Genomic DNA, 15383 nt, shown 5'->3' with positions numbered 1-15383 from the left:
CCTCATTTTTCAGGACTGCACCGTGCCTTCACGTTAGCCGGGCCGCATCGCCGTCAAGGGCGTCCTGCTTGTATGTTCACAAAGCCCGTTTAGACTGGTTAAACGATGCTGCAGCACGACCGTCCTGCTGGGTTTTGAAGCCCGAGGGTGAGCGGAGACCGCGCAGCATTCTTTTCATAAGCAGCCCGAACAACTGCCTGGGCGGTTAATACCAGCCCGAATTTTGCAAGACCGGGAGAACTGAAATGAACGTGAAAAAAGTCATAGGCATTGATATAGCCAAGAAGAGCTTTGATGTGTGTATCAGTGAGAACTCTGACACATTTCATTTTGAAAACTCGGCTGAAGGTTTTGATGAACTGTTGAATCTGGATTCAGTGAGAAAACAACAGGTCATTCTTTTTGTTATTGAAGCAACGGGTAACTACCACAGAGCACTTGTAGATGTACTGGAGCTCAATGGTTTTTCCGTTGCTGTGGTTAACCCACGCCTGATAAAGAACTTCAGCCGTGCTATGGGAATTAGATCAAAAACTGATGTTCAGGATGCCTGGCTGATTCGCGAGTACGGCATTCGTATGGAGCCGCCGGTCAGACAGAAGTGTGACAGTGAGCTTTTGAAGCTTAAAGCAATGGTCAGCCGCCGGCGTCAGCTTGTTGTCAGCCGCACGATGGAAACGAATCGTCTCGAAGCGCAGACAGATCAGGAAATCAAGTCCGATATACGCCGTCATATTCAATGGTTGACGTTAGAAATCAAGCGCATCGACGCAGTCCTCGCTGAAAGAATCGGTAAAATGCCCATGCTGAAAGAAAAAGTGAAATTGCTAAGGGAAGTTAAAGGGGTAGGGCCGGTTGTGATGGCAGGGTTACTTACTCAGGTGCCTGAACTGGGAACGCTTGATCGCCGCAAAATCAGTGCCCTCATAGGGCTTTGCCCTTATTCGCGGGATAGTGGTAATTTCAGGGGGAAGAGGACTATATGGGGGGCCGATCTGATATCCGTTCAATGCTGTATATGGCTGTACTTTCGGCTATACGTTATAACCCGGAAATTAAGGCTTTTTATGAAAACCTGATCGCCAGAGGAAAGGTTTTCAGGGTTGCCATAACGGCATGTATGCGAAAGCTGATAACAATCATAAATGCAATAGTCCGTGATGGATAAAAAAAGACCGTAGGGCAGACGATCTCAATTCAGAAGTCTTGCGTACATTAAAGTGACGCTATCAACCGATAGTTGCATCTAATGTTAGGTCGGGTACTCATGTCCGCTTTGTGCTGTGAGTTCAACGGGTCGATGCAACCCTGTCCTTAATCAAGGGGAACGTTGCCATGAAACGAAGAACTCACAAGCAGAAGCGGACATTGCTAATAACAGTGATTTGACATTTTAGCGACTACCAGCGAAATACACTGCCCATTTTCTGAACATTCATACACGCCTGCCGATAATAAATTAGCGGTATGTCACCAGGCTAATTCCGCAGAATGCTCCCTGCAAAATATAAAAATAGTTTCCTGATAAATAAGGATAAAATATGTTCCCTGCACGTATTGCTACAAAAATGACATTGGGTGGTGTCTTGCTGTTAGGCGTGACTACCGCAATTGTCTGTCTTGTGCTGTTCTTACGTGGGCAGCCACGCATTATTGAAGCCAGCAATAAATTAATTGGGCAGGCCGGTGGAAACCTGGTCAGCAAGATAGATCAACAACTGGCGGGAATTCAGGGCGAGGCAGTCAGTATGGCGCGTCTGGCAGAAGTTCTGCCACGCGATGTTTCGCTGTGGCAGAACAGTTTTCCACAAATGATTGACAGTAACGGTAATCATACTATCGCCGGTGGTGGCATCTGGCCTGAGCCGGATGCTTTTGTTGCAGGCACTGCACGGCGAAGCTTTTTCTGGGCGCGTGAAGACAGCGGCAAACTGGCCTTCTCAGACGGATATAACCAGCCCGCTACCGGCGACTATCACCAGGAAAGCTGGTATACCCAGGCACGCAATGCGCCACGCGATCGCTGTACCTGGTCTGATGTTTATCAGGATCCGGTTTCAGGCGTCAAAATGGTGACCTGTAGCGTACCCTACTACGTCGGGGACCGTTTCGCGGGCGTCGCTACACTGGATGTGATGCTGAATAACCTGGCACAGTTTGTGAAAACCCAGGGCAATGTGACGGGGGGGTATGCCTTTGCGGCAGACAAAACCGGTACGTTGCTTTACTTCCCTGGCGTGGATAACAAGGTACTGAATACCTTGTCCGCGGTTGCCCAGAAAGACACCTGGCTGCAGCCCGTTGTGTCAAAATTAAAAAGCCTCGGGCCTGATGCAAGACTGGCCCAAATCGACCGTATTAATGATGCACACCTGAATCAATCCGCACAGGTCACCCTGTTCCGCATGCCAGGAACCGGCTGGATAATAGGTCTGGTTACGCCGGAAAAAGTGGTCAGTGGCATGGCCCGCACAATCATGGGGGATATTTTCATATTCCTGGTGCCTGCCATGATTATTCTGCTTATTCTCACCTGGTGGTTTACCCGACGTATTGGCCAACGCCTACGGCATACCTATGATGCCCTGAATGAAATTGCGACAGGAGATGGTGATTTGACGCGTCGCCTTGAGCGTAATGGCCGCGACGAACTTGCCGATATTGCCGGAGCCTTCAACATATTCGTTGACAAGATTGCGGGTGTCATCACCCGCGTACAAGGCAGTAGCGAAACGGTAGCGATCAATGCATCAGGTCTGGCCCGCAGCAATCAGTCGTTTTCAGACAAGATTGCAGAGCAGGCGGCCGCGCTTGAACAGAGTGCTGCCGCAATGGAAGAGCTGAACGCAACAGTACAGCATAATGCCGAAAACACCCGGCTTGCTGATACGGTCGCGGAAAACACATCAAAAATAGCGCAGACCAGTTCAAGAACAATGGATGAAATGATGCACACTATGGAAGCCATTCAGAGCTCCTCACAACGCGTTGCTGAAATCCTGGGGCTAATCGACAGTATTGCTTTCCAGACCAATATTCTGGCGCTGAATGCCGCCGTTGAGGCCGCCCGGGCTGGTGAACAGGGAAGAGGATTTGCCGTCGTCGCAGCCGAAGTTCGTGCCCTGGCGCAGCGCAGCGCAAGTGCCGCGCAGGAAATTAAAGTGCTCATTTCCGATTCCGACAGTACTGTGATTGCTGGCAGCAAGCTGGTCAAAGGCGCTGGCGAGCAATTGAGCCAACTGGTTAACGACGTGCATCGCGTCAGGCAGGTCGTGGGGGAAATGCGGGTCGCCGGTGACGAGCAGAGTAAAGGTATTTCTGAAATGACGCTGGCTGTCACACAGATGGAGCGCGGTATTCAGCAAAACCTGTTGCTGATTAATCAGACGGCAGAAAACACTCAGGTTCTGCGTGACGAGGCGGCGCAGCTCGCACAGGAAATATCCGTATTTAAAGTGGTAAACGGATAGCGCTAAGAGCAGTTGTATCACAGAGCGTATCGGTGATCAGTGTTTGACCGCGATGCGCCCGTAAACAGATCTCACGTTGCTGCCCGGCCCTGTAATCTGGTGCCGGGCGATTCAGGAACCTGTAATCCTTGCTGCACGTGAAGCAACGCGTTCCGGTAATCTGAAGCATTTATCTTTAAAACATTTCCGAAACGCTGATGATATCTGTACCAGGTTAATGTCTTTTTCTCGCACATGGCGAACACTCCCGAGCATGTCAGTTGGCTTTTGTGTCAGGAGCGGACACTGCTAACTTCATGTCATGTTTAGTTCAGTAACGGATATCGCATCCGGCGTGCCGGGTGGCAGTACCTGGAACGTCACCCCGATGCCCAATATGGATGTCTGCGAGCAGTTCAGGGAAAGCATTTCTAAACCACGGGGGGTAACCAGTGTCCCCCCGCCCGACATGGTGCGCTGTGTTGAGGCAAAGACCGGTAAACCTGTGAACCCGTAAATGAGACAGAGAGGGTTGTTATGGATTTAGTCCAGGCAGTAAACATGCATGAGGTGATGACGGGGGTGAACAATCCGCTGGCGCTGTCACTGATGGCGGTCATGGCCGTGTGCAGCCTGTATGTCATTTGGCAGGCAGGAATGAGGGCTGTACGTTTTATCAGGCTGCTCAGTATGATGCGCTGAAGCTGAATGATGGCACCGCTCAGCCGGGCGGGGTTGTTCAGTGGTTGTCCTGAGGCGGACTTTTCCGGCCTTTTCCTGTCTGTGTTCACCTTCCTGGTATTCATTTTCTCAGTGATCGCCTCGGTTTTTCTCTCAGGTTCCTCTTAAAGCAAACCCCTGTGAAACATGGCCCCCTTCGGCTCCTGCCCTGGCGGGCAGTCGTCAGCCCCACTCCGACAGGCGGCGGAAAAGCTGCCGCCCGTCTCCGCCGAACCGGAAAGGGCCGCGTTTCGGGCCTCCCGGCTAAGGTCTGATGGCTGAGGTCAACGGCTGCAACCGGCTGGCGCCGGTGCGTTCACCGGGCGCGGTTGCGCCCTGTAAGGCCGTCACGCCGTTCCGTCGTGCCGCAGGTGTTCATGCTCATGTTATCCCGTGCGGCTGTTCTGTTCCGGTGGTCCACCGCGGAGGGCTGACAGTCGCACAGTCCTTCTCCCTCCCACACAGGTACGCTTACGCCGTTCCTCACCCGTTCGCACTCGCCGTAAACCCGGCTCGCTTGCGCTGCGGCTTCCGGGACGCCTGTGTTCCGGTCGGCGGCCGGTGCCACTTTGCCCTTCGCCGCGATGAACTCACCGAAACATGGTTAACAGCAACCGAGAGAGGAGAATCAGCATGAACACCCACAACATCAACGTCAAAACCGCCGCTTCTGAATCTACCGAAACACGGGTTTTACGGACAAACGTCAACGGCCTTCCGTCCGGTGTCGCGCAGACGCTGGCGTTTCTGGGCCATCTGGCAGAGGACGGCATGGAAGAGAGCGAACGTGCGGAACTGCTGCTCGGTTCACTGTTAAGCCTCGCGGAAACCCTGCGCGATGCCGTGCCGGACTGGTCAGCCCGTCGCCCACGCCTGCCGTTCCCGCTGGTTCGGGCGTGGCTGGCAGCGCGTGACATTGCCCTGTCGCAGTTCGGTGAAATCGGGCAGGGCGCATGGGAATACGCCCTGAACGACCTGCGCACGGAACTGGACGCGGGCTTTTACTTCTGGCGCGAAAACATCTGGTGATTTTTATGCGCCGCACAGGCGGCGTAACCCTCAACCACAGACAAGGAGAACTCCATGAACCTGATTATCCGTGACGTCCTGACGGGCCTTGATGCCGACCTGCTGAAATGCCGGAATCACCAGGAGGCGGCGTTTATCGCCGCACTGTACGACGGCGAACGTGAAACCGCCGAGGATGAGCGGCTTTACTGGCAGGGCCGCGAGAAAGCCGCGCTGAAAGCGCCAGCGGAAATTGACGTTCACCGCTTTCACGACGCGCTGGGCGTGGCGTATCCGCTGAACTGGTCATGCAGTGAAGACGGGGAGTGTGAAACGTTCATGCTGGCCGAGTTTTACTGCGGACAAGTGACCGACATTTACGCCCGTACCGGCGCACGTTACTTCCGGCTGCGGGATTATTGCAGCCTTGACCACGCGCAGATCATGACGCGCGTTAAGGAGGCCTTTGACCTGAGTCAGAAATGAAAAAAGCAGGCCTGAGCCTGCTCTGTCCACGCCGGATGTGTACCCCGCAAAAAGTCGCATCCGGCATCGTAAAACCAACATGGAGAGATAAACCATGCAATTTGACCCGCAAATCGTGTCACACGCGCAGGCGTTTGTAAATGCCCGCCGTAACGGGAAACGCGCCCGCGTTCCGGCTATGCAGGTGAGGCAGTGGCCGTTCTTTATTGCCCTGGTCAACGCAGGCCTCGGCCTCGCGTGATGTAAATCTGGCCGCCTCCCTGCAGGGCGGCTGTTTAAGGAGTGGTTTATGTCACAGTTAGATTTTGCCGATTTTTTTAACCAGGCTGAAGACCCTGCGCCCGCGCCGGTTGCCGTTCCCCTGGCGAGTGCGGCCCGTGAGCCGTCACCCGCACACCGCATGATGAGCATCGAGACGGCGCGTAAACAGTTCGTGAGCGTGTTCAGGCACACGGCCCGTCACCTGCGCCGCTGGGACGTGTTCAGCGACTTTATCACGCTGGCGGCGAGTGAACTCGACCTTGCCACGATCCGCGCACCGGAAAGCATGGCGCGCTGCCGCAAAATCTGCGGGCGCTACAGGCCGGAGGACATCAGCGACCTTCACCGGCTTTTCGGCATGATGGTGAGCGCCCTGGAAGCGAATTTTCATGACTTTCTGGGGGCCATTTTCATGGAGCTGGAGCTGGGCGACGGCAGGCAGGGGCAGTATTTTACGCCGTACTCCGTACAGTCGCTGATGGCGCGCATGCTCATGCCTGGCGTACAGGAAGCCGTGAAGCGTGAAGGGCTGTTTACGCTGTCAGAGCCGACCTGCGGCGCGGGCGGCATGGTGGTTGCGGTGGCCGAATGCATGCTTGAGGCAGGACTGAACCCCTCGGAGCAGATGTTTGCCAGTTGTATTGATATTGATCCGGTGGCGGCGGATATGGCGTTTATTCAGCTTTCGCTGCTGGGTATTCCCGCCGAAGTCATCACCGGCAACACGCTGACGTTGAAGTTCAGCCGCGTGCGTTACACACCGGTCTATTACGCCAATGACTTCGGGGAACGTCTGAAAACGCAACGCAGAATTAACGCGATTATGGATTTCATGCGTTCGCTGTCTGACGGGCAGGTAAACGCAGGCCCGTAACCGCCTCAGTCGGACCACCCCCTGCGGGCGGTTGTTCATAGTCGCCCGCAGGGGGCGAAAGAAACAGCGGGTAAAGTGTTTCCTTATGCGAAACGCTTTGGTATAATGTTTCGTGACGGGAAACAAGGGGATGGAGCATGATCAAAAGCTGGAAGCACAAAGGGTTACAGAAGCTCTATGAGAAAGGCGACACGAGCGGCGTTCAGGCAAAGGATGCTGAACGTATCCGGCTGCGCCTGCTGGCCATCGATGAGGCCGGTTCGACGGATGAGTTCAGCCGCTATCCCGGTTTTCGTTTCCATCCGCTCAAAGGTGATCGCAAAAACCTGTATGCCATTACGGTGCGGGCCAACTGGCGCATCACCTTCGAGTTTACCGACGGCAACGCTTACATTCTCAACCTGGAGGACTATCACTGATGGCGATGCACAATCCCCCGCATCCTGGTGGCTTCATTACGGAGTACCTGGAAGACAATAACGTGAGCCTGCGTAAAATGGCGAAAGACCTTGGCGTCTCTCCGGCGGCGCTGAGCAAGGTGGCGTCCGGCAAGGCGGCCGTCAGCCCCGAAATGGCGGTACGGCTGGAGGCGGGGTTAGGCATTGCCGCGCGTCTCTGGCTGGCGATGCAGGCCGCTTTCGACCTGCACAAGGCGCGGGAAAATACTGATGTGTCGGGCGTCATGCTGCGCCCTGGCCTGGCCCCCTTCTCAGAGGACGCGCAGGCCGGAAAGGACGCATAAGACGCCTGACCGGAACGCCGCCGTAACCCTGTCGCCCACGGCAGGGATGTTCCCCGCCTGCACCGCCGTATCACCCCCGCGCCCCTGCGGGGCAGGGAAGAGGCGGTGCTGACGCACCGCGCCTCCCCCGTCGCGTTCTGTACCGCCTCCCACTGATGGCCGTTATCACCCTGTTGTTTATATGCCGGTGCCGCTTGTGGTGGCCAGTGTGTGGTTGCTGCCTTTACTGAATTAACGTCAACAGCCACAGCCGGGACATGGCCCCCTTCGGCTCCTGCCCTGGCGGGCAGTCGTCAGCCCCACTCCGACAGGCGGCGATAAAGCTGCCGCCCGTCTCCGCCGAACCGCAAAGGGCCGCGTTTCGGGCCTCCCGGCTAAGGTCTGATGGCTGAGGTCAACGGCTGCAACCGGCTGGCGCCGGTGCGTTCACCGGGCGCGGCCGCGCCCTTTAAGACCGTCACGCCGTTCCGTCGTGCCGCAGGTGTTCATGCTCATTTCATCCCCGTGCGGCTGTCCTGTTCCGGTTGTTCTGCGCGGAGGGCTGTCCTCCATAGAACGTCCGCTTTGTGCTGTGAGTTCAACGGGTCGATGCAACGCTATCCTTAATCAAGGGGGGACGTTGCCATGAAACGAAGAACGCGCATTTACTACACGCCAGAACAGAAAGCGATTATCTGGGACAGATATAAGCAAGGTGATTCCCTGCATGATATCGCCAGAATGTTCGACAGATATCATTCTTCTGTTATGCCCACTATCCACCAGACTGGTGGATACCGTCCCCCTGTCCGAAAGCGACATCGGTTAGCGCTTTCGCTAGATGAAAGAGAGGAGATATCCAGAGGGCTGGTAGCAAAACGTAGCATCAGGGACATCGCTGCCAAATTATCAAGAGCTCCTTCAACGATTAGCCGCGAGATCAAGAGGCACGGAGGTGCAAAACAATATCGTGCAGCAAAAGCGGATGCTACTGCATGGGAAAGTGCCCTGAGACCAAAAACCTTGTAAGCTAATTGAAAGCCCCACGTTGTGTAAAATCATTGCAGAAAAGATGCATCAGGACTGGTCGCCGGAGCAAATCGCCGGTTGGCTGAAACGCTGTTATCCGGATAATCAGGAAATGCATGTGTCACACGAAACGATTTATAAAACGCTTTTTATACAAACCCGGGGGGCATTAAAAAAAGAGCTGCAGCAATGCCTCAGAAGCGGAAGAGCGGTTCGTAGATCCAGAACGTCATCGCTTAAAGGGAAAGGATTAGGATCAATCCCGGATGCGATACCAATAAGCGAAAGGCCACCTGAAGTTGCAGACAGAGCCATACCGGGTCACTGGGAAGGTGACCTGATCCAGGGCTCGAAAAACTCCTATATAGTCACTCTCGTAGAACGCCATTCCCGCTTTGTTATGCTGGCCAAAATCAGAGACAACAGGACCATAACGGTTATATCTGCACTCATCAGACAAGCCCGGGAATTGCCTGTGGAGCTTTATAAAACATTAACATGGGATCGGGGCGCGGAAATGACCAGCCACACTCGATTTACTGTAGCGACAAACATTCAGATTTATTTCTGTGATCCTCAATCTCCCTGGCAACGTGGCTCAAATGAAAATACGAACAGATTGCTCAGACAATATTTTCCAAAAGGAACTGACTTATCGGTTCACAGCCAGCAAAGACTAAACAGTGTTGCCAGACAGCTCAACGAAAGGCCGAGAAAAACGCCAGACTATGAATCACCCGCAGAGCGGTTCAATAAGTGTGTTGCATCCATCGGTTGAACTCACAGCCAGAAGCGGACATTGCATGTCACCTGGCTCGCGATTAAAAAATCGCAGTACAGCTTCTCCCTGTTATCTCAAAATTGCACTAAGTGAAAGATGCCAGTCAAATCCTCATGTATATCTACACCCACACACAATCATTAATAAAGGATGGATGAAGATGCTGAAAGGTAAAAGATCTGTTATTACCGCTGGCGGCACAGGATTTGGCCAAGCTCTGAGCGTGTGGCTGGCACGAGAAGGCGTCGAGGTAGATTTTTGCGCGAGGCGTGTTGATGATATAAAAAAACTTGCAGTATCATCAAGGCTGAAGGTGGAGTGGCGGAAGGATATGTCTGTGATTTGACTCAGCCTGAATCCCTTTCTCAGGTTTCTTCACAATTGTTAAGTTCAGACAGGCCCATAGGCATTTTAATCCTCAATGCTGCTTAATGGCTGTCAGGAACGTTAGACGATCAACCAAACACAGAGATTATCAATACCGTCAGTTCTAGACTTACAGGTTCGATTATACTGACTAAGGCCTTACTACGCGGATTAAGACGTTCAGAAAGCGCGGATGCGCCTGAGTAAGCAAATTCGTATTTTTTCGCTCGTCCCTTCGAGGCGGTGGTAATCCGGTTTATTAAAGAGCACATCACTTGCCGATATGTAAAAATCAGTCAGTGGCCCGACTGCATCGTGACGGTCAGCACAACTCTGCAAGGTCACAATAAGACAATATAAGTTATCATTCCCCCCCCCCCCGCCCCCCTGTAATCATAATTTATACTAACGTTAACATATTAATAATATGAATATTGATAGCGAAAACCGATTTAAAATTTGACGAATAGTGACGCAAAATTCTAGGAATAATCTGTATTAGAAGTTGCATAAAAAATAAAAATACAAACTTTACAATAACTTACAATCAGTATGTGAGTTTTTTTCTAACAAGTCCATAACAAAAGCAAATTTTATATTTACATCCTTTTTTAAGTGATGATATGTTTAATTCGCCTGCAGGAAATTAAATCTTATAAACCACTTTTAATAAAGGAGGATTTATGGATTATCAACCGTTAGCAGTCTAAGAATGGAATAACAGGCATAAGGACTTACCTTATGCCTGTTTACCAACCATGCTGAAGGGCTCTTTTATGAAAAAATATATTGGTATCGCAGCCAACGAGCTTGATACTTACCTCGATTATGCGTTACTAAGCATTGTTGCGATATATATCTATAATGCAAAACCAAATGAAATGGGTTTTCTCGGCGCCTGTTTCGCTGTCCCTTTTTTATTTTCCAGTCATTTTTTTGGGAGACTGATAGATAAAGGACATATTCACCAGTGGCGTGCGTTGTTTTTTTTCACAAACAGCCTGGTGACGCCTGTATTCATTTTAACCGGAAATATTTATGGTCTTCTTGCCATTGCTTTCATAAAAACCACCGCCCGCTGCGGCCTGAATATATCTAACGTAAAGCTGAACAAAGACGATGATGAATCGCGAAAATTTTATGAGATTTACGGATACCTGATTAACTTCAGTCGAGTGCTGGTGCCAATTGCCGTTGTAGCTCTTTATAAGTTTTCAGGGGTCTGGTCGGTTATCATTTTTTCTTCAACACTGAATGTTATCAGCCTGATTTTCGAAGCAATTGCTGTAAAAAATCAGGAAGGAATTAACGATAAAGAAACAAGTAAAAATCCTAATGTAGATGGACAGTATTCTTTTATCAGCGAGGTCCGAAAAAACAGCGCACTATTTTATCTTGTGGCCGGCTATACCATAGCAAACTTCGCATTTTTCCTGAGTAACGATATGCTTGGCCTCTTTTTTAAGGAGTTGGGGCAAGCTGAAAGCAGTATCGGAATGATAATTTCACTGCTGGGTGTGGGGGGAATAGCGGGGACAAAAATAGCTTCAGCTCTGAACAAGTCGCTGACTCCGGTCATTATTTTGATAATGTCAGTAATAATAAACACAACGGCCTTCGCTTTGTTTGGCTTTCTCAGCAAAGGACTAACACCTGATTATGTTTACTACGGATGTATCGTTTTAGTGGGAATGTCATCAGGTATCACTTTTTTCTCAATTCGCTTTGGCGTACGGGAAATTATTGGATACGGAAATGCCGGAAAAGCAACGGGAACCATACAATTGCTTTCCTCGGTTGTTGCAATAACGATGCCTCTGGTAGGTGGGTATATTGCTAATGTTTTTTCTCTTGAAATTACATTCAGGATCACGAGCCTCATTCTGTTGTTACTGTTGGTTTCGATGTCAAGTAGTATTTATTTTTCTCACAAAAGGATAAAAATACATGAATAAGCAACCAAAAATGAGTGAAATTAATTTCCTCGATGACAAACACTATGCTCTATACGTTAAAGGCAAGACGAAGCAGACCTGGGACATCAACCTTGACTGGCAGAGAGCTGTCAACGACGACTATCCGGAACATCTTAAAGAAGATGCTGTTACTGTGGCCAGTTTATCCGCTCATGTTGAGCTTATAGGTATGGAAAACGCCGCTGAACTTATGCTTCAGGCCACGGACTTCGCCCTGAAAATCGGGCTTGCGCAGGCAGTAAATGATGAAGCGAGGCATGCCGAACTATTTTCACGTTATGCGATAATTGCTAACGGTCACATACTGGATCTGTCAAGCACACGCGAGCTCTATCTTGAGCACTTTCAAAAACTGAACACCTTTGATGAAATATTTCTGAGTCATGTTTTTCTTGAAAACGGTGCGCTTGAGCAGTTTAACCTTTTTATTCATGCATTTGGTGAAGGTAGTCTGATAGGCCAGATTTATAAAGGTGCAATGAACGATGAGGCAAGGCATGTACAGCTCGGAATAAATTATTTCAGGCAACTGATAAGCGTTAACCCCAATAAAAAAGAAATGGTTTATGACCATCTGACAACATTCAAAAAAATCCTGCATGTTAATCCGGAAGGCATTGCATGGCTTTCTAAAATAAGCCGAATGCCGGGAGAAATAATTGAAAGCCGTGTACAGGCTAGACATGACAATTTCATCACGAAAATCATGGAGGATAAATAAATGTTTGAAGGTGTTAAAGTTATTCCCTCCTTACTAACTGATCGTGAGATAGATATATTCTATCATTACCTTGCCGTATCTGAGAATCTGAAGCACCTCAAGGGGAATAAAGACAGTAAAGATGCTCATATGTACTATGCGGTTCCCTATGGAGAGGCTCTATTGAGCTATTACTGTGAAATGATGTCGTTGGAAACCGGCGAGAAAGTCTATCCCAGTTATTCATTCCTTTGGAATTATAAAAAGGGATACGCCCTACCAAAACATAAAGACAGAAACTCCGTCGACTACATTATTTCGGTCGGGATTCACCCTGAAGAAATGGATCAGTGGAGTATTTACGTTGACGGTAAGGCGTACGATCTGAAACGCGGTGATGGCCTGTTGCTTGACGGAAAAAAACTAGAACACTGGCGCGAAGCCTGCCCTTATGATAACCGGTTACAGCTCATACTGTGTTATACACGCAGTCCTGAACTCAGGTTCGATAAACGAAGCCACCTTGGTTTTGATCCTGTGCCGGAAGTAATTACAAGCCCACTCAAAACAGAGCTGGACATTGACGACCCTTACGTTAAAACACTGGTTCATGATTATGTCTGACACACTGACCTTCGACAGAACTTATATCTTTTTTGATGGAAGGGTTGTCCTGAGAGATTTTTATCAGGACGATATAAAATTGACTATGGGGTATATGGCGAAGGGGGAGTTCAAGTGGCTTGCTGATAAAACTGAGCGGTTTACGATTGTTTCCGGACTTGCAGATTTTATTTTTGACGGAAAGATTATACCGGCAGAACCGGGCAGTATCATAACCGTCCCGGAAGGTAAAACATTCACCGTAAACGTATCTGAACCAATTGATTACAGGTGCTATTATGGTTAGATTGGGTATAATTGGAACCGGCATGATGGCCGATATTATTGCTCAGAGCTGTGAAAAAGCAGGCATTAAACTTCATTCCGTCCTTTCACGAAGGAATTCTTCAGCAACTGAATTCTCCCGTAAGCATCATATTCCTGAGCATAAAGCATACAGTACCGAAGACGATTTTTTCTCTGATAGTTCTCTGGATGCCGTATATATTGCCACTCCAACATCGGAGAAAGAAAGGCTTTTCCGCCTCTGCATTCAGTATAAAAAGCATGCCCTCATTGAAAAACCCTTACCCTATACAATTTCCATGCATTTGCTTCTGCATGAAGCCCGCAAAAGCAACATTGTGTGGCTTGATGCAGCACATTATATTCATACCGTCTGGTACCGCAAATTAGATGAACTGCTCACTGAGCATGTGGGCAAAGTTAACCGTGTCCAGGCCTCTTTTTTCTGGCCGGACATAAATACCGGCCAGATTAAATTCGATCCCACTCTCGAGCCACAGGGTGTAATGGGAGATCTGGGCTGGTATCCCCTTAGGCTCATCAGCAGATTCGTTACCTCAGAACATCTGCAGTCATTACACACATTGCTCTCGCGTGACGATAATCGAGCCATAGTGGGTATGGACGTCACTGGTCATACAGACAGCGGAATCATCTTTGCAGGGCATGCTTCTTATCGCGATGCTGTCGTTCAGCAGAAGTGTGAAATTTCCGGCCATAAAGGGCGCATGACAATCCATGATTTTGTAATGCCCTACAGCGGTTCCTTTGTTTACGGCACACTGCTTCCCTGCCTTGAAGTAGAAATTGAAAGCGGCATGAAACCACTTTTAAATAAAAAAACACAGGAATTCAAAATCGATGAAAAACAGCATATCAGCATGCTGAAGAGTCTGAGCCACTTTATTCACGATCCTGAGAGCGCAGAACTAAATTCTCTTCAGAACGAATGCATTGAGACGATGAAGCTCATGCAGTCCATAGAAGAAAATCCCTGTTCATCAACATAAACTGGCCAAGAGGAGGGCAGTATGGCTTCACTGCAAGAACACTTTTTATGGTTCTGTGACTACTTCCTTACCCCGCTCTATCACAGGGCTATCGTTTTCTTCACCCCTTCAGACGGGCTTTTCATAGGGTATCTTTTTTCGGCCCTGCTTATCGCATTGCTTTACCATACCTACTCATCCAGGAAAACAAATCTCCGGGCAGCACTGAAAGACCTCTTGGCTGCACATAACTTGCGATCTAGGTCGGTTAAAGACGACGTGTTACTGTTTTTTTTCGATAAAGTGTTCCTGGGCTTTATCTACTCATTTGTCGTGGGCGCTGCCTTTTTTTTCCGGGCGGAAGTCATGCAGCTTTTATCCTATGCAGGGATACCCACAAGCCATGTAACACCTGGAATTACATTGAGCATTGTTCTGACTCTGCTGTCTCTGCTCGTTTTTGATTTTGCTGTTTTTTTTGAACACTACCTTTCTCATAAAATCCTTTTTCTATGGGAGTTTCACAAAATCCATCACATCGCAGAAGATCTCAATCCGCTTACCGCTTACCGCTCTCATCCAGTAAATCAGTGCTGCTTCATTCTTATGGTCAGCCTGTTTTCAGGTACCTATTCCGGCATTGTGGGCTACTTTTTCAATTCATCACATGCCTATGTACTCTTTGCCGGTCAGAATTTTTTCATGTTTATCCTGCTGATACTGGGACTCAATCTGCAACATTCACGGGTTTTCATCCGGTACCCCAGAATCATCCGGCGCATCCTCATCAGTCCGGCCTACCATCAGTTACATCACAGCAGTGACAGGCATCATCATGACATTAATTTTGGGTTTATTTTCTCGTTCTGGGACTCGCTCTTCAAAACTCAGTACCTTCCCTCAAACGAAAAAAACCTCAGATTCGGCGTCAGTGGTGAAAAATACGAAACTTACGCTGGTATAAAGAACACTTACATTGTTCCATTCAGGAAAGCTTTTCGGAGACTGAAGCGGAAGGTTACAAAGACAAAACCAGCTTATTCAGGCAAGTAGAAAAAACCGCACCGAAACCTTGAATGCGAGGCACAATATCTCATCATGCTGATCAGCCATA

15 protein-coding genes and 2 pseudogenes are annotated in these 15383 nt (G+C 49.5%); all 17 read left to right on the top strand.

From position 1 onward, the window contains the following. Nucleotides 1-245 precede the first annotated feature (245 nt). Nucleotides 246-1079, top strand: coding sequence for an IS110 family transposase (locus tag GKC68_RS13605; protein WP_268988475.1), 834 nt, complete (start codon nt 246-248; stop codon nt 1077-1079). Nucleotides 1080-1541: 462 nt separating this feature from the next. Continuing rightward, complete coding sequence (locus tag GKC68_RS13600; RefSeq protein ID WP_342656255.1) at nt 1542-3470, top strand: methyl-accepting chemotaxis protein; 1929 nt, start codon at nt 1542-1544, stop codon at nt 3468-3470. A 516-nt stretch (nt 3471-3986) separates the two neighbouring features. Continuing rightward, nucleotides 3987-4151 carry a hypothetical protein gene (locus tag GKC68_RS13595; protein ID WP_311093068.1) on the top strand — a complete coding sequence of 55 codons (165 nt, stop codon included), beginning with the start codon at nt 3987-3989 and terminating at the stop codon, nt 4149-4151. Nucleotides 4152-4802: 651 nt separating this feature from the next. Continuing rightward, nucleotides 4803-5198 (top strand): hypothetical protein, encoded by a 396-nt coding sequence (locus tag GKC68_RS13590; RefSeq protein WP_342656254.1) that lies wholly within the window; start codon nt 4803-4805, stop codon nt 5196-5198. Nucleotides 5199-5333: 135 nt separating this feature from the next. Beyond that, entirely contained in the window at nt 5334-5663 is a 330-nt protein-coding gene (locus GKC68_RS13585) for a hypothetical protein (RefSeq protein ID WP_264239176.1), read from the top strand. 94 nt (nt 5664-5757) lie between these two features. Further along, on the top strand, nt 5758-5904 hold the full coding sequence (locus GKC68_RS13580; protein WP_019106772.1) for a hypothetical protein: 147 nt from the start codon (nt 5758-5760) through the stop codon (nt 5902-5904). Nucleotides 5905-5952: 48 nt separating this feature from the next. Further along, nucleotides 5953-6798 carry an N-6 DNA methylase gene (locus tag GKC68_RS13575; RefSeq protein WP_342656253.1) on the top strand — a complete coding sequence of 282 codons (846 nt, stop codon included), beginning with the start codon at nt 5953-5955 and terminating at the stop codon, nt 6796-6798. Nucleotides 6799-6935: 137 nt separating this feature from the next. Next, the gene (locus GKC68_RS13570) at nt 6936-7217 is read left to right on the top strand and encodes a type II toxin-antitoxin system RelE/ParE family toxin (RefSeq protein WP_019104686.1); all 282 of its coding nucleotides are present in this window, start codon (nt 6936-6938) and stop codon (nt 7215-7217) included. Continuing rightward, the gene (locus tag GKC68_RS13565) at nt 7151-7540 is read left to right on the top strand and encodes a HigA family addiction module antitoxin (RefSeq protein WP_332306698.1); all 390 of its coding nucleotides are present in this window, start codon (nt 7151-7153) and stop codon (nt 7538-7540) included. The genes GKC68_RS13570 and GKC68_RS13565 overlap by 67 nt, the downstream gene beginning before the upstream one ends. A 624-nt stretch (nt 7541-8164) precedes the next feature. Then, nucleotides 8165-9326: pseudogene (locus GKC68_RS13560) on the top strand (IS30 family transposase). A 163-nt stretch (nt 9327-9489) separates the two neighbouring features. Continuing rightward, nucleotides 9490-9890: pseudogene (locus tag GKC68_RS13555) on the top strand (SDR family oxidoreductase); the annotation flags it as partial. A 581-nt stretch (nt 9891-10471) separates the two neighbouring features. Continuing rightward, nucleotides 10472-11650: an MFS transporter gene (locus tag GKC68_RS13550; protein WP_264253676.1), complete on the top strand. Its 1179-nt coding sequence runs from the start codon at nt 10472-10474 to the stop codon at nt 11648-11650. Beyond that, nucleotides 11643-12392, top strand: coding sequence for a ferritin-like domain-containing protein (locus tag GKC68_RS13545; RefSeq protein WP_264253677.1), 750 nt, complete (start codon nt 11643-11645; stop codon nt 12390-12392). The genes GKC68_RS13550 and GKC68_RS13545 overlap by 8 nt, the downstream gene beginning before the upstream one ends. Next, a complete protein-coding gene (locus GKC68_RS13540; RefSeq protein WP_221611983.1) occupies nt 12393-12995 on the top strand; it encodes a hypothetical protein in 603 nt (200 codons plus the stop codon). Beyond that, entirely contained in the window at nt 12988-13281 is a 294-nt protein-coding gene (locus GKC68_RS13535; protein ID WP_264253678.1) for a pyrimidine/purine nucleoside phosphorylase, read from the top strand. The genes GKC68_RS13540 and GKC68_RS13535 overlap by 8 nt, the downstream gene beginning before the upstream one ends. Nucleotides 13282-13303: 22 nt before the next feature. Continuing rightward, entirely contained in the window at nt 13304-14290 is a 987-nt protein-coding gene (locus tag GKC68_RS13530) for a Gfo/Idh/MocA family oxidoreductase (protein ID WP_342656252.1), read from the top strand. 21 nt (nt 14291-14311) lie between these two features. Then, nucleotides 14312-15322 (top strand): sterol desaturase family protein, encoded by a 1011-nt coding sequence (locus tag GKC68_RS13525; protein WP_264253680.1) that lies wholly within the window; start codon nt 14312-14314, stop codon nt 15320-15322. Nucleotides 15323-15383: the final 61 nt, after the last annotated feature.

Origin of the sequence: Pantoea sp. RSPAM1, assembly GCF_038816185.1 — a bacterium.
Lineage (GTDB): Bacteria > Pseudomonadota > Gammaproteobacteria > Enterobacterales > Enterobacteriaceae > Pantoea > Pantoea ananatis.
This window is presented reverse-complemented; position numbering and strand designations above follow the sequence as displayed.